Here is a 17,920-nt window from a genome sequence, read left to right as displayed (position 1 = left end):
CGCTGATCCTGGTCGCCTGCAGCCTTCGGGACATGCCGACTATTGCCCGCAAGAGCCATAATAGCGCCGGAAAGCGCCTTCGTGATCTCAATTCTTAATATATGATTAACAACCAAGGCCGCGTTCTCCCGGTTTAACTCTTGTGAAAGGTTGGGCTGACAAGTAGTCTATGACAGTAGTCTTGAAAAAGAATATATTGGATTGACTAATATTTTAATCATCGGCCACGCCGACACATCCCGGCGCTGGGAAAATGAGCTTCTGGCGCGGTTGAGTGCAGCTGGACATGCGGTTTCGAGTTGCCGCGCGCCGACGCCTGAACCCAATGCGCGCACGATGGATAACGTGCTGGCGCTCGAGGGCCGGCGCTTCGGCCCCTCACTGGCAAGCCGTTCCCGGCCGTTGCCGTCCGGCGACACCGGCCCAGTCGATCTTATGGTCGATCTCACCGCTACCGCCGCACGACGGGGCACGCCTGTCCTGACGCTCGAATTTTGCGGCCAAAGCAGCTTTGCCGCGGGCATGACCGAGATGCTGGCGAGCGGGCGGCTGCCCGAACTCACCGCTCGGCTCGACGGCGTTGCCGTCGCCAGAGCGCGGCCGATGATCAGCGACCGGTTGTGGCTGTCTCGAACCAGCAACGACCTGCTCGCCGGCGCCATCTCCCTGATTGCCCAATGTGTCGCCCGCTTTTCCGCGGGCAAACTTGCGCCGATTGCCGAGAGCCCGGCGCCGCCCCTGCAGAAAGGCGGATTTATCGGGCACTATCTGCCCTTTTTCGGCAGGGGGTTGGTCGACCGCGCCGTGCAAAAACTGCGACGTGGTCGGCGCCCCTTCTATTGGCAGGTTGCTTATCGGCTGATCGACGGTCCAGGCGTCGCCGAAACCGGACAGCTGGATGGTAAGCCGTTCACCGTGCTTGCCGATGACGGGCAGCGCTTCTACGCCGATCCGTTCGTTCTCGAGCGCGACGGCCGTCATTTTCTGTTTGTCGAGGAGTTTCCCTACTCCACCGGCCGCGGGGTGATTTCTGTCGCTGAACTTGGCACCGACGGCACTTTCGGCGTGCCGAAAGTGGTGCTGGAGGAAGCGCATCACCTGTCATATCCGCAGGTGTTTGCTCACTCCGGCGAGATTTTCATGATCCCTGAAAGCGCTACGGCGCGAGAACTGGTGCTCTACCGTGCCGAGCAGTTTCCGGATCGCTGGGTACGCGATACGGTGCTGATGACGGACAGGGATTTCAACGACGCCACGCTGCTCGAATCCGACGGTCGCTTCTGGCTGTTGGGGACTGAGCGGTTCGGTCACGGCAGCGCGTCCGACACGATGGCCGTCTATTCCGCCCCGGCGCTGCGTGGGCCGTGGGCTGCGCACGCGCTCAATCCCGTCGCAGTCGACCACTCCGCCACTCGGCCGGGCGGCGCCTTTATCCGCCAGGGCGACGCTTTGCTGCTGCCGGTGCAAAACGGGTCTAGAGCCTATGGCGGCGGCCTGGGATTGATGCGGCTGGATCGGCTTGATGATTTCGACGTCCGTTTTGAACTGCCCCGCTCAATCGATCCCGGGCCGGCATGGGCTCGGTCCGGCATTCACACGCTCAATCGCGCGGGCGGTGTCGAGGTCGTGGACAGCGCCGGCTGACCGGATCCGAGGTCCGTGCTTAACGAGATCCAGCCGGGTTTGGGCTGGATGCAGCAGCCGAAGGCATGCTCTCGAGCGAGCCTCCATGGGGCTGCTTCCTGTAGGCAAGCAGCAACACCACGATGATCGTCATGTCCGGCGTTTTTGACGAAAGCGCGTTGTTTGACAGCGCGGCAAGCAAGAACGTTATGGTGCCGATCCATGCCGGCAGCGGCGCCCCGCGCAGCAGCCGGAAGACGAACCAGAATATCAGCGCTGTAAACAGCAGGGCTATGGGCAGGCCGAAGAGCAAGATAATTACCACCGGCGCGCTTTCGATGTAGGGCAGATGCAGCTTCTGCCGGACGATCGCCAGCAGGTCGTCAACGTTCATGCCGAACAGGATGTCGTTCCAGCTGACCAGTCCGAACACCTGATAAATGGTCACCCGGGCCATGAAGTTTTCGTCGAAGATGGTGTTGCTGAACCGATTCAGCAGACCGCCCGCAAACAGTACCGCTACGAGCACCGCGCCACCCGTCACGGTGAACATCAGCACGACAAATTTGGCCTGCCGCTCATATTTGAGCGACAGGCCCGGCCAAGGCACGAACAGCAGCAGAATGAGGATTTCGCCGGTGGCGAGCATCAGCGCGGCGCGAGCGCCCGATGCAGCGCAACCGATGAACAACAGGAAGATCGCCATCACCCGCGCCCATATGCGCCAGTGCGTCAGCGGCACGAATCCGATGGTTGTGGCGCAGAGCGCGCCCAGTGCCAGCGGATGGGCCGACAGGCCAGTTGGCCTGAATTGCAGTTCGTTCAACCCATAGGGCAACAGCCGATGTTGAGTCACCGCCTCGATGGTGCCGATGACAGCGCTCAGGATCGCCATTCCAAGCACGACGTCCCCCAGCGCCCGCCGCACCTCTGCATTCAATGCCAGCATCAACAGGCCTGTGGCGCCGGCCACCAGATAGGTATCGATGATGAACCCGGAGGAGCCCGCACGGCCGGTAACGAACAGATAGGGCACCAGCGCGAACATCAGCACCGAATAGCGGATCAACGCCTTGAATATTCCAATTTCGTCGCCGTGCAGCAGAAACGGCCGGCTGAAAAGAACGATAGGAAGCAGCAGGATGATCGCATAGGTGCCGAAATGCAGCTTCTCGTAGAACGAGCCTCCCTGGGCCGTATAGTCGACGACCATGTTCATCACCTGCGGTGATACCGTAAAGCGAAGCAGGAGCGCGAACGCTGCGCATAGGAAAAACAGCAGCGACAGCGCGTTCTGACGGCGCGCTCGGCTGGACGATAATCGTTCCGAAGCGGCAGCGGGATAGCTCATGGCCCATCCAAATGGCGATATTCGAACGGCATTCTGGGCAACGAAATCCCTTCAACGTCCGCCGGACGGACAGCGTGAGCGGTAAAATGGGCCAACTTGGAAAATAAGATGTTAACGATGTTTCTGTAGAGCAGGCCAAGCGTAATGATTTAACAAGGGTTGTCACCATGTCTGCCGGTTCCGGCACACCCCCCATCTCCGCGACGGCTTCCAATAACAGTGCATTCGAGCGTATCGCCAATGCACGGCGCAGGGCATTGCTGCAACAGCATGGCCCAGTCGCGGCGCTAAGCTCCGCGCCGGTGACGCCGCAACCTCCAGAGCCTGTCGCAACGGTGACCCTGGACAAGATCGGCGATTTCCTCGAGCTCGATTTTCGACGCCTGTTCGTCTGGCTGCGGGCCGGCCTCGCCCTGGCCTTCATGCTGGCGGTAATCGGCGGCATTGTCGGCGGCGCCTATGCATTGCTGAGCAAGCAGCGTTACACCGTCACGACCGAGGTCCTCATCAACCCATCCAATTTGCAGGTTGTGGAAAACGACCTCTACTCGCAACCGGGCCAGATCGATAGCCAACTGCTCAGCACGCGCAGCAAGCAGCGCATCCTGACCTCGGGCAACGTGCTTTCCCGTGTGGTGGACGAACTGAATCTGACTCACGATCCGGAGTTTTTCGATCCGGACCGGAGCACATCCTCGTCCGGCGCTGTGGCGAAGCCCGACCCGAGGCTCATCGCCTTGAAGAACCTGGCGGACCGGGTAGACGCCATCGCGGATCCGACCTCGTTTGTCACAACCCTCTCGGTATCTGCGGAAACCACCGCCAAGGCGATCCTGATCTCGCAGGCCATAGTCAAAAACTTCCAGGAAGAACTGGCTAAGGCGGAAGCTGCCGGCGCCAGCCGTGCCGCGGCTGCCCTTGACAGCCGGCTTGGCCAACTCAAGAGCGACGTGCAGGCAGCCGAAGAGAAGGTCGAGAGCTACAGGCGCAGCCACAACCTGTCGTCCAGCAATGGCCAGCTCGTCAGTTCGCAGACGCTGACGCAGCTCAATGGCGAAATCGTCGATGCGCAATCGCGTGTCATCGCCGCGCAGGCAAGCTACGACGCCCTGGTTGCCTCCGGTATCAACGGGGCCAATCCCGACCCCACGGTTTCGGAAGCGCTCGCGGCGCTGCGCGACAGGTCAAACAGCCTGCGGCAGCAGATCGATTCACAGTCGATGACCTTCGGTCCGCGCCACCCGACGATTGTCAGGCTCAGGACGGAACTCGAGACCGTCAACTCGCAACTCCGGGCCGAGTTCTCCCGCACCATCGGCACGGCAAAGGCCAGCCTGGACAAGGCCGGGGCCTCGTTGGCTTCTCTCAACGCCAGGATGAACGATCTGAAGAGCAATGTATTCACCGACAGCGAATCCGAAGTCGCCCTGCGTGAACTTGAACGCGATGCCGCCTCGAAGAGAGCGGTCTATGAGAGCTTCCTGTCACGTGCGCGCCAAATCAGCGAGCGCGAGCAGATCGACACCACAAACGTACAGGTGATTTCGACCGCGGTGCCCCCGCCAGCGCGCTCATGGCCCCCGCGCACTGCCCTGGTGGCAGGCGCAGGAGCGTTCGCAGGCTTTGCCCTGGGCATGCTGCTGGCCATCGGCATGGGCATCATCCGCGACATGCGCCGGCCGCCGAACCGATCAGGCCTTGCCGCCAGCCGAGCCTGAAGCAAGGCATGGTGAAGCGCATCGTTTTCCACATCGCCAGCCTGAGGGGCGGCGGCGCCGAACGTGTTTTCGTCCTGATGGCAAATGAACTGGCGTCGCGTGGCCACGAGGTCACGCTTTTTACCTGGAACGCGGAAGGCCCTAACGCCGCGCTGCGTTCAGCTGCCGTGCATCTGGTCGACTTCGGCCTTCTCTTGCGCGGCGAGGGTTACGCCAAGTCGGCGACGCTGAAAGGCATCGTGCGAAGCGCAAATTTGTTCCGCCGCCTTGATCCTGATGCGGTCTATAGCGCCCCGGAATTCGCCAATCTGGTGATGGCGCTGTCACTCATGTTGGCCAGAAGCCGGGCAAAATTCTTTCCAAGCTTCCATGCCGCCGCCTCGCTGCCTGCCAGCGGCCTCGGCGCGAGGCTGGCGATCTGGCTTTCCGCGCTGGTTGCAGCGCGCGCAACCAAAGCCATCGCCGTTTCAGCGGGTGTCGGCCGTGACATCATCGCCCGCGGCTTCCCCGAATCCAAGGTCGTCGTCATCAATAACCCGCTGCCGCCGGCTGAAGCACCGCCGGGGACTTCCTATGCCTGGCAGGCAGCGTTGGCGGCGATGGGCGATGCGCCGGTCATTGCCACCGCCGGGCGCCTGGTGCCGGTCAAGGACCACCGGACTTTGCTGCGGGCCTTCGCTGCCCTGCGCGCCGGCCGCCCCGCCCGGCTTGTTATCTTCGGCGAAGGTCCGCTGGCTGCCGAATTGCACGCCTATGCCGAAGAGACAGGCATAGGCGGGGACGTGCTCTTTGCCGGCTATGTCAACGATCCCGCGGCTTGCTATGCCGCGGCCGATCTGTTCGTTCTGTCATCGACCAGCGAAGGCTTTGGCAACGTCTTGGTCGAGGCCATGGCCGCCGGTGTCCCCGTAATCTCCACCGATGCTCCGCATGGCCCGCGCGAAATACTCGCTGACGGCCGTTTCGGCACCTTGGTGCCGGTCGGTGACGCCGCGGCCCTGGCGAAGGCGATGGCCGAGATGCTGGACCACCCCACCCCTGCTGCCGTGCTGAAAAACAGGGCGGCGGATTTCACAGTCGACAAGATTGGCGATCAATACGAAGCGTTGCTCTAGTCGTTACGCACTGCCAGCAGATCGCGGTTGGATGCGGTCGACGTGGTCGGGCTTTGATTGCGATAATCTCTTCACGGGCTGGGGCGCAACGAATTTATCGTGAGGCATTCCCTCGTTCCTTGAGTTGTTGGGCGAGGAAATCCTTGACCGAATCGAGAACCGCATCCCGTTCATGAGATACGCCTGGCAGCAAATCGAAGCGCACGCGCGCCCCCGCCTCCTCGAACGATCGACACAATGCCATGAGGCGTTCCGGCCGTGTTCGCCCCGCATCGTTGGCGCCCGGCATCCAATGGGTGCTGCCTTGGACATGAGTGATCTCCCAAGTCTCCAGGTCAGCGTCGCCGACGATCATCTGGAAAGGCACTTTTGCCAGCGCTGCGGCATCGAAGGTGATGCCGAACTTCTCCGGCAGATCGCGAATGCCCACCCACCAGTCACGCGTCGGATCGAGCAAGGTCACCGAGCCTGGCGCGCCGATTGAGGCCGCCCAGAGCCTGTCGGGATGCAGGATAGCAAAACGATGCGTGAAATGCCCGCCGCCGGAAAATCCGAACATGGCAAAGCGGCTCCAATCCTGACTGTATTTGGCGCTGACCTCCTCAACCATGGCGAGCAGCACCTGATCGTAGCGTATGTTGCCCTCGAGCAAATATTTGTATCCGCTGCGGGCATCATCCCCGAGAACGCCGATTGGAAACAGCGGACACAAAACGGCGCAGCCGTTCCAGCGTCCGAACTCGGAAAATGCATCGCGGAATCCAAGAAAAGAGGTGCGGCCGGTGCCATGGACAGCGACCATCAGATCGACTTTGGCCCCTTCCCCAACCGCGGGAGGCACATACAGGCAATAGTGAAAGCGCGGGTCTGATTTGGAAGCAAAGATGGCGGTCGCGCCAAGGTCATAGGTAGCGCGACCGCGATCCGCGACAGGCCCCTTGGCAACGCTTGTCAAATCGATAACTCCTTAATAGGCCCGGCATTCCGGCAACAATATACCGGTCGGCCGACCTCGTGAACTGGAGGCGCCTCCAGGCAGCCGCGAGGAGGACCTCGTCGTGCATCGGAAGCAGGGCGCCGGCGGGGCGATCAGGGGCAAAAAGAATGCCTCCGCCAACGCCTCGGGAAGCCGCCATTAACTTTTCGTTAACCATGCCGGGCTAGCCTTAACCAATCAGTAAGGACTCGCCTCTGTGACCTGCGTCTCTCCCATCCAAAACAAGTCCATACGCTTTCGAGCGCGCTCGTTTGTAGCCTTCACCCTCACCCCTGAGGCCCCGCTAGGGGAATGGCTGCAAAGCCTCGATCACTGGACCGAAAACTCTCCCGGCTTCTTTGCCGGCCGCCCGGTCGTGCTCGATCTGAATATACTCAAGCCCGAGGTGGGCGAGATGCGGGATCTGGTCTTACAACTCGCGGAGCGCGGGATTCGCATCTACGCGATCGAGGCCGATGGCAATGTAGCTCTCGATGCCGATCTGCCGCCGCTCCTCGTTGGCGCCAAGGAGGCCACCGCCGACGCGCTTTACGTGCAGCCGGACCCGAAGGCCGCAGCTGAGGCCAAGACGGAAGAGCCGCAGGCGCCGAACTCATTGATGATCAAGGCACCGATCCGCTCCGGCCAGTCGATCTTTCATCCCGATGGCGATGTGGTCATTGTCGGCTCCGTCAGTTCCGGTTCCGAGATCATCGCCGGAGGATCGATCCACGTCTACGGCACGCTGCGTGGACGTGCGTTCGCCGGCGCCACGGGAAATTCCGCGGCTCGCATCTTTTGCCGGAAAAACGAAGCCGAACTTCTGGCGGTGGACGGCTGGTACCGCACTGCCGAGGAGATGGACGCCTCCTCGCGAGGAAGGCCGGTACAGGCCTTTCTCGAGGACGGCGCACTTTGCGTCGCACCGCTCAACTAACAACATTGGAGGCACAAATATGGGCAAGGTAGTGGTTGTCACATCCGGCAAAGGGGGTGTCGGCAAGACGACCTCGACGGCCGCTCTCGGCGCCGCGGTCGCGAAAACCGGCAAGCGGGTGGCTCTCGTCGATTTCGACGTCGGCCTGCGCAACCTCGATCTGATCATGGGTGCCGAGCGGCGCGTTGTTTTCGATATCGTCAACGTCATTCAGGGAACCGCCAAGCTTTCGCAGGCGCTGATCCGTGACAAGCGACTCGAAACGCTGTTCCTGCTGCCGGCCTCGCAAACGCGCGACAAGGATGCTCTCACCGAGGAAGGCGTCGCCGATGTCATCGACAAGCTGCGATCGGTTTTCGACTACGTCTTCTGCGACAGCCCAGCCGGCATAGAGCGGGGCGCGCAACTTGCCATGCGCTTTGCCGACGAGGCGGTAATCGTCACCAACCCGGAAGTGAGCTCGGTCCGCGATTCCGATCGCATCATCGGCCTGCTCGACTCCAGAACGATGAAAGCCGAGCAAGGTGAATCGATTGTCAAACACGTCCTCGTCACGCGCTACGATGCTGCGCGCGCTGCCCGCGGCGAGATGCTGAGCATCGATGACGTGCTCGAGATCCTGTCGACGCCCTTGCTGGGAATAATTCCCGAGAGCCAGGACGTGCTGCGCGCATCCAATGTGGGCGCGCCGGTTACGCTCAGCGAAAACACCAACCCCGCCGCACGCGCCTATATCGACGCGGCAAGAAGACTCGAGGGCGAGGACCTGCCGGTCATTCTGCCTTTCGAGCGGAGGGGCCTCCTCGACCGGCTGTTGGGAAGGAGGGCAGCATGAACCTGCTCGATATCTTCAAGCGCCGCGGCAGCGCGCCGGTGGCGCGCGAACGCTTGCAACTGCTGTTGGCTTACGAGCGTCGAAGCCGCAACCAGCCCGATCTCGTCTCGGTGTTGCGCGAGGAGATCATGGCGGTGATCGCCCGGCATGTTCAGGTCGACCAGGATTTCCTGCAGGTGAGCATGGATCACGGCGAAACGACGTCGAGATTGGAGATCGACATCCAGATCCCCAACAAGGTCGCAATGCCCATGGCCGCGGCGTTCTAACGGAATCCTCCGGCCAGGGCTTGCGTCGGCTGCTGCCGAGGTTGCGGCGCCGTGGTTGGCGTGTTTGACCCGGTCGCCACCGGCAAGTTCTCGCAATTCGAGGACAATAACCACTCCCTCACCAAAACCCCGCGGCCGTTTCCAGCCGCGGGGGCCTTGGGAGGGCCTTTCGAAACCGTGGTCAGATGTTGGCGAGCAATTCGTTGACGCGGCTTTCCATGTCGGCAAGGGCGGTGTCGACGTCCTTCTGGCCACTGATTGCTGCACTCATCTCTTCGCCGATAATGTCCTGGATCGCAAACTGACGCTGTACGGCGGACGGCAGCGGCTTGCCGAGATCAGCGACCGCAGAGATCGTGTTGCGATGCGGCAGGGCCTTGAACGCGTCCGAGGTGATGACGGCCTTATAGGCCGGCAGGTGACCGGTGCGTGACCATTCGAAGTCGTTGTCGGCGAAGAACTTCAGGAATTTACCGATGGCCGCGATCTGTTCAGGCGTGCGGTCTTTCTGCGAAACGGCCCAGGTGTGGCCGTCGGCATATTGCGCGTGGGCGCCGCCAAACAGCTGCGGATACGGATAGACCGCATAGCCGCCCTTGTTGAGCGCCGTACCCTTGGTCTCGGACTGGGCGTTGTAATCGCCGACCACCCAGGTGCCGTTAAGGTGGACGCCACCCTCGCCGGCAAGGAAGGCGTTGATCGAGCCGCCATAATCGAGATCCTTGGTGGTGTAGCCCTTCTCGAAGATCGCCTTGTACATCTCGACGACCTTCTTGGCTTCCGGCGTATTCAACTTCACATGCTTCGGATCGGCGAAGAAATCGGAATCCTGCTGGAAAAGATAGGTGTAGAGGTTGCGTGTGTAGAGTGCAGTCTCATTGGTCAGGTTCTGGACGAAATAAGGCTTGCCCGTCTTCTGCTTGAACTGTTCGGCCTGGGCGAGCAGTTCCTCGGGCGACTTTGGAAAAATCGGCGTGCCGTCGGCATTGACCAGGCCGGCTTGTTTGAAAAGATCCATGTTGACGTGATAGAGCATCGTCCAGCTGTCGATCGGCAGGCCATAGACCTTGCCGTCTTTGGTGGCGCCATTGCGTGCCGCGTCGGTGAAGGCGTCGGGTGTCACGCCGACCGACTTCAAGAGATCGTCGAGCGGCATCAACAGGCCCTTCGACTGATAATCCGACAGTACGGATTCATGGATCGTGACGATGTCCGGAGCGTCGCCTGAAGCGAACTGCGCGGTCAGCTGATCATAGCCGGGCCATTCCACGGTGGTGACGTTGACATGGACATCGGGATTGTCGGCGTTGAACTTGTTGATTAGCGAGGTGATGATGCCGCATTCGCCAACGGCCTTGGTGGCATCGGTGTTGGTGCCGAAATCGGCATCGCAGGCGCCGAAAAAGCGCTGCACGCTCAGCTCCGTGGCCGCGAAGCTTGGACTTGCGAGCATCATTGCGCCCGCAGAGACTGCTGCAAACAGTATTTTCTTCAGTTTCATATCAGTTCCTCCTACTGAGTTTCCGCCGCTCCACCCTGGATTGGCTTTCGTGCTTCAATCGCTGCGCATTCCCCCGGCCGTCAGGCAATCTTCGTTATCTCACCGCAGCGCCGGAGACCGCCGTGACGATGTATTTCTGGAAGAACAGGTAGACGATCAGGATCGGTGCACCGGCGAACACCGCCTGCGCCATCAGGAAGCCGATGCCTTCGGACTGGGCGAAGTTGGTCTGGGTCGAGGCCATGCCGACCGTCAGCGTGAACATGTCCTTCTTCGTCGCCGAAATCAGCGGCCAGAAGTAGTCGTTCCAGGCGCCGAGAAAGGTGAAGATGCCGAGCGTCGCCTGCGCAGGCAGCGTGAGCGGCAGAAGCACCTTCCAGAAAATTCTGAGCCGGCTGGCGTTATCGAGCATGGCGGCTTCGTCCAGCTCCTTCGGGATGGCCTTGAAATACTGGGTCATCAGGAAGACACCGAACGGAGCCGAAAGGCCCGGCAGAATGAGCCCTTGATAGGTGTTGTGGAACTTCAGCATGCTGAAGATCTGGTGACGGGCGACAAGCACGGCCTGTTCCGGGACCGCCAGACCGAACAGCACGATCACGAACAGCACGTCTCGGCCGGGGAAATTCAGCCGTGCAAAACCGTAGCCGGCGAGCGACGACAGGATCAACGTGCCGAGCGTCAATCCGCCCGAGACGATGATGCTGTTGCGCACCCAGATGAACACGGACGAGGTGCCGACGGTGTTGATGTAGTTCTTCAGCGTATAGGGCGCGTGAAACACCGAATTCGGATCGGCCATCAGCTCCGTATTGTCCTTGAGTGACAGGCCGATGACCCACAGAACCGGCGCGATCATGACGATCGAAAGCAGGATGACCAGGGCCAATAACAAATGGTCGCCAAATGCCCGGCCCTTGATGGAAGCTGCTGTGGCGCTCATGCCTGGTCTCCGCTGCTGCGTGTCACCAGGTACTGGGCCATGGCCGCGACCAGGATGAGGATGAACAGGATTTCCGATGCAGCGGCGCCCAGGCCGAGATCCCAGCGACGGAATGCGGTATCGTAGATGTAGAGCACGATCGGCTTGGTCAGGTTGTTCGGACCGCCGCGCGTCATCAGCCAGGCCTGGCCGAACAGCTGGAATTGCAGCACGATCTGGATGATGATCACCAGGATGAAGGTCCGCTTGATCGACGGCAGCGTGATCGAGCGTAGCGTCTGCCAGCGATTGGCATTGTCCAGCGCTGCCGCCTCGTAAATATCCTGTGGAATCTGCTGGAGCGCCGAGAGAAAGAGCATCATCGGCAGGCCGATACACCACCAGATGGTGGCAATGGCGATGCCGACCATCGCCAGGCTGGGATCGGAAATGAAGGCCGGAGCCGTTGCGCCGAACCATCCGTAGATCGTCGACAACAGGCCGACATTCGGAATGAAGACGATGCGCCAGATCAGCGTGACGATGGTGACCGATAGCACCGACGAGGAAAAGAACAGCGTCCGCAAAACCGCGGCAGTGCGCGTGCGGCGGTTGAGGCAAAGCGCCAGGAAAAGGCCGATCAGCGCCAGCGTCGGCACCGTCAGAAGCACGAAATAGAAGGTGTTCCAGATCGATTGCAGGAAGACCTTGTCGTGATACAGCCTGGCGTAATTGCCGAGACCGACAAAATTTCCGGACGAAAACGTGTCGGCCTTGTGGAAACTCAGCCACATCCCCCAGAGCAGCGGGAAGAGCAGCAGCGTGGTGAAGAAGAACAAGAATGGCGCAACGAAAATGACGTTTCGCCATTGCGGCGCATAGATGTCGGCGGTAGGGGCTCTGACGCCGACAGCAAGCGTCGCGGTCGGGGACATCGCCAGCCGGTCAGCCATCTCAGGCCTCCCTCGCATGCCAGGCGCGGCCGGTCTCGTTGAACAGATGCGATTTCTGGCCATCAAAGGCGAGCCCGATTCTGTCGCCGACGGCGACGCGGCTGTTGCCGGCATCCGAGCCGACGATCTGCTGGCCATCGCCCAGCCGCGCGTAGATCAGGGTGCGTTCGCCGAGGCGCTCGAGCACATCGACCACGCCGCCGGAATTGCCCTGTCCGGCGGCAACGATGCGCACGTCTTCAGAACGGATGCCGAAAGTGTACTTGCCATCGGTCAGTTGGCTGGAGGCGATCTCGGTCTGCACCGAGACGCCGTCCGCAAACCTGGCCGTGGCGTTCTCGCCGGATCTGTCAAGCGTCGCATCGACGAAGTTCATCGCTGGCGCGCCGACGAAACCCGCGACGAATTTGGTCGCCGGGCGCTCGTAGATCTCCATCGGGGTACCGATCTGGTCGATCTTGCGATTGTTCATGACGACGATGCGGTCGGCCAGCGTCATTGCCTCGACCTGGTCATGGGTGACGAAGATCATCGTCGATTGCAGCCGCTGGTGAAGCTGGGCAAGCTCGATGCGGGTGCGGGTGCGCAACGCGGCATCGAGATTGGAAAGCGGCTCGTCGAACAGAAAGGCCTTCGGCTCCTTGACGATCGCACGGCCGATGGCGACGCGCTGGCGCTGACCGCCGGAGAGCTGGCCCGGCTTGCGATCGAGCAGATGCGGCATTTCGAGGATGCGAGCGGCTTCGTTGATACGCGCCTCAATGACCTTGCCTGGTACGCCGATATTCGCAAGGCCGAAGGCCATGTTGTCGCGCACCGTCATATGCGGATAAAGCGCATAGGACTGGAACACCATCGCAATGCCGCGCTTGCCCGGCGGCAGATGATCGATGCGCTCGTTGTTGATGGCAATCTCGCCGCTATCGACAGCTTCAAGACCGGCGATCATCCGAAGAAGCGTCGATTTTCCGCAGCCGGACGGCCCCAGGAACACGATGAATTCGCGTGCCCTTATGGAGAGCGACAGATGATCCAGCACCGTCATGGCACCGAACTGCTTGCTCACGTTCCTGATCTCGATATCGGCCGTCACGTCGACGCTCCTCCTCAGCGTTTGCGCTTTCTCGATGATCCGCCTGAACTCAGAGCCTCAGGCGTATGACCTGGTAGGAATAGGCGGGCAGTGACAGGCTCAGCTTGCCGCCGGCGAGCGAGGCGCCCTCACCCTTCCTGGGGCCGACATTGCCAGGGTTTTCGGCCGAATTGACGGCTTTCAGATCGGCGTGTGCCATCACCTGGTGATCGACGATCTCCGCCGCGCCGAAGCCGGTGAGGTCGACCACTGTTTCGATTGCCTCGCTCGAATGGCGGTTGACGGCGAAGAAGGTGACGTGGCCGGTTTGCCTGTCGTGCACGCCGGCAACATCGACATAGGCGACGTCGCCCGCAACGCTGGATTTGTAGGTCGGGCTTTCCACCTTGAGATCCAGCGCATTGCCGCGACCATAGTTAGAAGCAAACAGATAGGGATAAAAAATCGTCTGCCGCCATGCCGGGCCATTCGGAACGGTCATGATCGGCGCGATGACATTGACCAGTTGTGCCAGGCAGGCGATCTTGACGACATCGGAACGGCGGATGAAGGTGTTGAGGATCAGGCCGACCTGCAGCACATCCTCGAAATTATAGATGTCTTCGAGCAACGGCGGGGCGAACGGCCAGCCGTTGCTGCCGCCGAGTATCTTCCTGTCCTGCTCCTTGGAATGGTACCAGACGTTCCATTCGTCGAACGAGATGTAGACCTGCTTGTTGGAGCGCTTCTTGGCCTTGATATACTCGATGACGCCGGCGACCGAGACAATGTAGTCGTCGAGCTTTTCGCTCATGGCGAGATAGTTCGGAGCGTCGTTGGCTTCGTTGTCGAAATACATGTGCAGCGAGATGTAGTCGACCTCGTTGTAGGTATGGTCGAGAACCGTCGCTTCCCATTCAGGGTAGGTCGGCATCTTGGCATTCGAAGAGCCGCAGACCACCAGCTCGAGTGACTTGGAGAAGGCGCGCATGGCCTTGGCCGTCTCATGCGCCAGCCGGCCATACTCGTCCGCGGTCTTGTGGCCGATCTGCCAGGGGCCATCCATTTCATTGCCGAGGCACCAGAGCTTGACGTCGAAGGGCTCCTTGCGGCCGTTGGCGATGCGCCTGTCGCTCCATTTGCTGCCGCCGGGATGGTTGGCGTACTCCAGCAGATTGCGGGCTTCGTCGAGGCCGCGCGAGCCGAGATTGACGGCAAGCATCATCTCGGTGTTGGCGGAGGTGCACCAATCGGCAAATTCATGCAGGCCGACCTCGTTGCTTTCCGATGTGTGCCAGGCGAGGTCGAGGCGCACTGGGCGCTGTTCCTTGGGGCCAATGCCGTCTTCCCAATTGTAGGCCGAGACGAAATTGCCGCCGGGATAGCGGACGATCGGAACATTGAGTTCCCTGACGAGATCGATGACGTCCTGACGCATGCCGTTGGCATCCGCTGTCGGATGGCCGGGCTCATAGATGCCGGTGTAAACTGCCCGCCCCAGATGCTCGATGAAGGATCCGTAGAGCCTCGGATCGATTTCCGAGACGACATAATGCGGATGAGCCGTAACGGCTGCCTTCATGCATTCCTCCCATCGATATCACAAACGATGATTTAAATCATCTTGCCCGATATCAAAGAGGAATTGGCAGCCCTTCGTCAAGCCAAAATACCCAAATGTAGGACAATTAGACGAACGCTTTGGCACAGCAGAAAGCCAGATAGTTGAAATTGCTGCGTTATCCTCAGAACCCGGTTTCATGATATCAACCAGTTTTGATCCTGAGCAGGATGTCCTGATCGTAATTTCCAAAGCCCTTGCCGAAAATATTGATCCCGCCAGGGCGCTTGGCGTCGTCCTTGACGCCGATACGGACGCGGATTGAATGATGGCTCTTCAGATCGAGTGCGGCGAGGCCGGTTTCGGAAATCCTGAGGCCGTCGACATAGGTGCCGTCATTGGCAATTCGCCAGTTCTTCAGCTTACCGTATTGCGAGCCCTTGAGCTTCCACCAGGAGGGCGTGAAGACGCCGCGCTTGTCGCCGAAATCCCCCGGCGACGTCCAGGTGCCGACATCGACGCCATTGATCGTCAGCGTGATGTCCGAGGGCCAATCGGCGCTGGTGCCCGGCACTTCCGAAGACAGTTCTATCGCCACTTCGAGTCCGGTGATCTCGGCATTGGCGAGCTTGGCATTGTTGGGGAACTGGTATTCGACAAAACCGCGCGTGAACCATAGCAGACCGGCTTTCATGCGGTCCGGATCAAGGAAAGTGTTCGGCACATCGAGCAAGCCGATGATGCCGTCCGGCGAACAAAGGCCGCAGGGCGCGGTAACCTCAAAGCCGGTATAAAGCCCGATCGGCATCGACACTTCGATCGCGTCGTTCTTGACCGCACGATATTCGCTCTTGAACACGACGAGCACTTCTTCGGCCGTCGGATAACAGATTTTCTGACTGCCTTTCTTCGCTTTCAGGTTCTCGGTGCGGATCAGCCCCGCATCCTCCAGCACCTGGATGTTGGTCGAGACGGTCGACTGCGGAAGCGACAGCACGGCGGCGATTTCGTTGACATTCATCGGCCCCTTCTCATGCAGCAGTTTCAGCATCGAGATCCGCGCCGAGGAGGCAAGCCCCTTGAGCACGGCAATGCCTTCCTCAGGTTCAATCACCAGAAAATTGCGACTCATGAAATTGCCCGGCCCATGTAAAATCTATATCCGAAATTACCCTGTATATCGGGATATCTGATTTAATCAATGTGCAGGCGGAACGCCGGGCAATTTGTTGAATCCGGCAGGGCGAGGGTCGCGCGGTGGCCCTGCACAGAATTTGTGCAGGAGCCATATGCAGAGTGGACACCTGAACGCCGATCGCCCAATCTAGTCCGGAGCCGAGCCCGGTGATGGCGGCTTGCACATAGAGTGGTTGGACGGGTCGTGACCAAAGGGTGGAAATTATACGATCAGCGACTGGCCTGGGTCCTCGTCGCGCCTGTGCTTTTACTGCTTACCCTGCTTCTGCTGCTGCCGATCGCGATGATGACGGTCTACACGTTTTTCACCTTCGTCACCGCGGGGGTGGAATCGGCAGTGCTGACCTTCGACAACTGGAAGGAATTCCTCACCGACAGCTACTATCACGGTTTTCTTTGGAAGACCGTTCGCGTCGGCGCCATCACCGCTGTGATCTGCGCGATCCTTGGCTATTTCCCCGCCTATTTCATCTGGGCCACGACCTTCAGGCACAAATGGCTGCTGTTGCTGCTGCTCATCGTGCCGTTCTGGATCAGCTTCACCATCCGGACATTCTCGTGGATCCATATTCTCGGCGAACAGGGGCTGATCAACGTCGTGCTCATCAGGCTGGGGGTTATCAACGAGCCGTTGCCGATGCTCTACACCGAGGGCGCCGTCATCATGGGGCTGCTGCATTTTCTGCTGCCCTATATGATCCTGAACGTCTATGTCAGCCTGGAAAGCATCGACCGCACGCTGATCGCCGCCGCCCGCTCGATGGGCTGTACCAGCGCGCAGGCGTTTCGCGAAGTGACCCTGCCGCTATCGATGCCGGGGCTGGGCGCCGGGCTGCTGCTCTGCTTCGTGCTGGCGGCCGGCTCCTATGTGACGCCGCAGCTGCTCGGCGGCAGCCGCGATGCGCTGTTCGGCAACTTGATCTACGACACCATCATGGGGCAGCTCAATTGGCCGATGGGCGCCACGCTTTCCATCGTCCTGTTCGTCCTGCTCGGCGCGGCCGCGGCCGCCTACAGCCGCTATATGGGCCTATCGCAGATCATGAAGGGCCTCAGTGCATGAGAGCGGATCATCCCAATCGCGAAGGCAGATGGGCGTGGCGGCTGACCGGCGCGATCACGGTGTGCGTCTACATCTTCATGTTTGCGCCGATCCTCGCCACGGTCGTGCTTTCCTTCAACGCCTCGATGTTCGGCGGCTTTCCCCTCACCGGCTTCAGCCTGCGATGGTACGAAAAGCTGCTCACCAACGAGCCGGTTCTCGACGCCTTCCGGACATCGATGTGGATTGCCCTGGTGACGGCAACGGTGACGACGCTGCTCGGCATCATGGCGGCATTGGCGCTGGTGCGCTTCGAGTTCCGTGGCAAGCAGGCGATCAACACGCTTGTCATTCTTCCCGCGCTGGTCCCCGAAACGATACTCGGCGTCGGCCTGCTGGTCATGATCAAAGCCGTCGACCAGCCGCGCAGCATGACGCTGCTGGTGCTCGGCCACATTCTGCTCACGCTCCCCTACGTGGTGCTGATCGTCCAGGCGCGCATGGTCGGCATAAAACGTTCCTATGAGGAGGCGGCGCTTTCGCTCGGGGCGCCGCGTGTGTCGACATTCCGCGAAATCACGCTGCCGCTGCTCATTCCCGCAGTGCTTGCCAGTGTTCTGCTCGCTTTCACCATTTCGTTCGACAACACCTCGGCCAGCCTGTTCTGGCGGCCGGCGGGCGTCGAGACCATGCCGACGCAAATCCTTTCGATGCTGAAGATCTCGATCAGCCCCGAGGTGAACGCGCTCGGAACCGTCATGATCCTTTTGACGGTCGGCATTCCCTTGGCTGGCGGGCTCGTCCTGCAAAGCCTCACCTGGTTCAAGGCAGGCAAGTGAAGATGAAAA

16 protein-coding genes are annotated in these 17,920 nt (G+C 60.5%); 8 read left to right on the top strand and 8 right to left on the bottom strand.

Annotation, left to right across the window (positions count from 1 at the left end):
* Positions 1 to 201: 201 nt before the first annotated feature.
* Complete coding sequence (locus NKI25_RS14065) at positions 202 to 1,644, top strand: glucosamine inositolphosphorylceramide transferase family protein (protein WP_245274719.1); 1,443 nt, start codon at positions 202 to 204, stop codon at positions 1,642 to 1,644.
* A 19-nt stretch (positions 1,645 to 1,663) separates the two neighbouring features.
* On the opposite strand, the gene NKI25_RS14060 is transcribed toward NKI25_RS14065, so the two are convergent.
* On the bottom strand, positions 1,664 to 2,974 hold the full coding sequence (locus NKI25_RS14060) for a VpsF family polysaccharide biosynthesis protein (RefSeq protein WP_352455347.1): 1,311 nt from the start codon (positions 2,972 to 2,974) through the stop codon (positions 1,664 to 1,666).
* Between the two features lie 167 nt (positions 2,975 to 3,141).
* On the opposite strand from NKI25_RS14060, the gene NKI25_RS14055 reads away from it, so the two are divergent.
* Entirely contained in the window at positions 3,142 to 4,692 is a 1,551-nt protein-coding gene (locus NKI25_RS14055) for a GumC family protein (protein ID WP_031211881.1), read from the top strand.
* An 8-nt stretch (positions 4,693 to 4,700) separates the two neighbouring features.
* Positions 4,701 to 5,807, top strand: coding sequence for a glycosyltransferase (locus tag NKI25_RS14050; RefSeq protein WP_352455346.1), 1,107 nt, complete (start codon positions 4,701 to 4,703; stop codon positions 5,805 to 5,807).
* A 94-nt stretch (positions 5,808 to 5,901) separates the two neighbouring features.
* On the opposite strand, the gene NKI25_RS14045 is transcribed toward NKI25_RS14050, so the two are convergent.
* Positions 5,902 to 6,762 (bottom strand): hydrolase, encoded by an 861-nt coding sequence (locus NKI25_RS14045; protein WP_023677154.1) that lies wholly within the window; start codon positions 6,760 to 6,762, stop codon positions 5,902 to 5,904.
* Positions 6,763 to 7,000: 238 nt separating this feature from the next.
* Here NKI25_RS14045 and minC point away from each other — a divergent pair, with 238 nt between their 5' ends.
* Genes minC through minE form a run of 3 tightly spaced genes read left to right on the top strand, consistent with a single transcriptional unit; the run spans position 7,001 to position 8,824 of the window.
* Positions 7,001 to 7,720 carry a septum site-determining protein MinC gene (minC, locus tag NKI25_RS14040; RefSeq protein ID WP_352998602.1) on the top strand — a complete coding sequence of 240 codons (720 nt, stop codon included), beginning with the start codon at positions 7,001 to 7,003 and terminating at the stop codon, positions 7,718 to 7,720.
* 19 nt (positions 7,721 to 7,739) lie between these two features.
* Entirely contained in the window at positions 7,740 to 8,555 is an 816-nt protein-coding gene (gene minD / locus NKI25_RS14035) for a septum site-determining protein MinD (protein WP_023677152.1), read from the top strand.
* Complete coding sequence (gene minE / locus NKI25_RS14030; protein ID WP_023677151.1) at positions 8,552 to 8,824, top strand: cell division topological specificity factor MinE; 273 nt, start codon at positions 8,552 to 8,554, stop codon at positions 8,822 to 8,824. Before minD ends, minE begins: the two co-directional genes overlap by 4 nt.
* Positions 8,825 to 9,005: 181 nt before the next feature.
* Here the strand turns inward: minE and NKI25_RS14025 are convergent, their stop codons facing one another.
* The 6 genes from NKI25_RS14025 to NKI25_RS14000 all read right to left on the bottom strand — a co-directional run bounded on the left by NKI25_RS14025 (position 9,006) and on the right by NKI25_RS14000 (position 15,965).
* Positions 9,006 to 10,325, bottom strand: coding sequence for an ABC transporter substrate-binding protein (locus NKI25_RS14025; RefSeq protein ID WP_352449655.1), 1,320 nt, complete (start codon positions 10,323 to 10,325; stop codon positions 9,006 to 9,008).
* A 94-nt stretch (positions 10,326 to 10,419) separates the two neighbouring features.
* Positions 10,420 to 11,268 carry a carbohydrate ABC transporter permease gene (locus tag NKI25_RS14020; protein ID WP_031211878.1) on the bottom strand — a complete coding sequence of 283 codons (849 nt, stop codon included), beginning with the start codon at positions 11,266 to 11,268 and terminating at the stop codon, positions 10,420 to 10,422.
* The gene (locus tag NKI25_RS14015) at positions 11,265 to 12,182 is read right to left on the bottom strand and encodes a carbohydrate ABC transporter permease (protein ID WP_502897375.1); all 918 of its coding nucleotides are present in this window, start codon (positions 12,180 to 12,182) and stop codon (positions 11,265 to 11,267) included. The genes NKI25_RS14020 and NKI25_RS14015 overlap by 4 nt, the downstream gene beginning before the upstream one ends.
* A 19-nt stretch (positions 12,183 to 12,201) precedes the next feature.
* Positions 12,202 to 13,293 carry an ABC transporter ATP-binding protein gene (locus NKI25_RS14010; protein WP_352587364.1) on the bottom strand — a complete coding sequence of 364 codons (1,092 nt, stop codon included), beginning with the start codon at positions 13,291 to 13,293 and terminating at the stop codon, positions 12,202 to 12,204.
* A gap of 49 nt (positions 13,294 to 13,342) precedes the next feature.
* Positions 13,343 to 14,854, bottom strand: a complete 1,512-nt coding sequence (arfA, locus tag NKI25_RS14005) for an arabinosylfuranosidase ArfA (protein ID WP_352449659.1) — start codon at positions 14,852 to 14,854, stop codon at positions 13,343 to 13,345.
* 184 nt (positions 14,855 to 15,038) lie between these two features.
* Positions 15,039 to 15,965: an ArsR/SmtB family transcription factor gene (locus NKI25_RS14000; RefSeq protein WP_352455343.1), complete on the bottom strand. Its 927-nt coding sequence runs from the start codon at positions 15,963 to 15,965 to the stop codon at positions 15,039 to 15,041.
* A gap of 249 nt (positions 15,966 to 16,214) precedes the next feature.
* On the opposite strand from NKI25_RS14000, the gene NKI25_RS13995 reads away from it, so the two are divergent.
* Both NKI25_RS13995 and NKI25_RS13990 read left to right on the top strand, forming a co-directional pair.
* Positions 16,215 to 17,093: an ABC transporter permease gene (locus NKI25_RS13995; protein ID WP_023675645.1), complete on the top strand. Its 879-nt coding sequence runs from the start codon at positions 16,215 to 16,217 to the stop codon at positions 17,091 to 17,093.
* Positions 17,090 to 17,911 carry an ABC transporter permease gene (locus tag NKI25_RS13990; RefSeq protein WP_023675644.1) on the top strand — a complete coding sequence of 274 codons (822 nt, stop codon included), beginning with the start codon at positions 17,090 to 17,092 and terminating at the stop codon, positions 17,909 to 17,911. The genes NKI25_RS13995 and NKI25_RS13990 overlap by 4 nt, the downstream gene beginning before the upstream one ends.
* Positions 17,912 to 17,920 lie beyond the last annotated feature (9 nt).

It is taken from the genome of Mesorhizobium sp. M0808, assembly GCF_040320025.1.
Lineage (GTDB): Bacteria > Pseudomonadota > Alphaproteobacteria > Rhizobiales > Rhizobiaceae > Mesorhizobium.
The sequence above is the reverse complement of the archived record's forward strand: the minus strand, read 5'-3'. Positions and strand labels throughout refer to the sequence as shown.

Bases quoted from the DNA above. Each gene is read 5' to 3' on its own strand.
- NKI25_RS14060 (WP_352455347.1), bottom strand. From the start codon at position 2,974: ATGAGCTATCCCGCTGCCGCTTCGGAACGATTATCGTCCAGCCGAGCG.
- NKI25_RS14055 (WP_031211881.1), top strand. From the start codon at position 3,142: ATGTCTGCCGGTTCCGGCACACCCCCCATCTCCGCGACGGCTTCCAAT.
- NKI25_RS14050 (WP_352455346.1), top strand. From the start codon at position 4,701: ATGGTGAAGCGCATCGTTTTCCACATCGCCAGCCTGAGGGGCGGCGGC.
- minD (WP_023677152.1), top strand. From the start codon at position 7,740: ATGGGCAAGGTAGTGGTTGTCACATCCGGCAAAGGGGGTGTCGGCAAG.
- minE (WP_023677151.1), top strand. From the start codon at position 8,552: ATGAACCTGCTCGATATCTTCAAGCGCCGCGGCAGCGCGCCGGTGGCG.
- NKI25_RS14025 (WP_352449655.1), bottom strand. From the start codon at position 10,325: ATGAAACTGAAGAAAATACTGTTTGCAGCAGTCTCTGCGGGCGCAATG.
- NKI25_RS14020 (WP_031211878.1), bottom strand. From the start codon at position 11,268: ATGAGCGCCACAGCAGCTTCCATCAAGGGCCGGGCATTTGGCGACCAT.
- NKI25_RS14015 (WP_502897375.1), bottom strand. From the start codon at position 12,182: ATGTCCCCGACCGCGACGCTTGCTGTCGGCGTCAGAGCCCCTACCGCC.
- arfA (WP_352449659.1), bottom strand. From the start codon at position 14,854: ATGAAGGCAGCCGTTACGGCTCATCCGCATTATGTCGTCTCGGAAATC.
- NKI25_RS14000 (WP_352455343.1), bottom strand. From the start codon at position 15,965: ATGAGTCGCAATTTTCTGGTGATTGAACCTGAGGAAGGCATTGCCGTG.
- NKI25_RS13990 (WP_023675644.1), top strand. From the start codon at position 17,090: ATGAGAGCGGATCATCCCAATCGCGAAGGCAGATGGGCGTGGCGGCTG.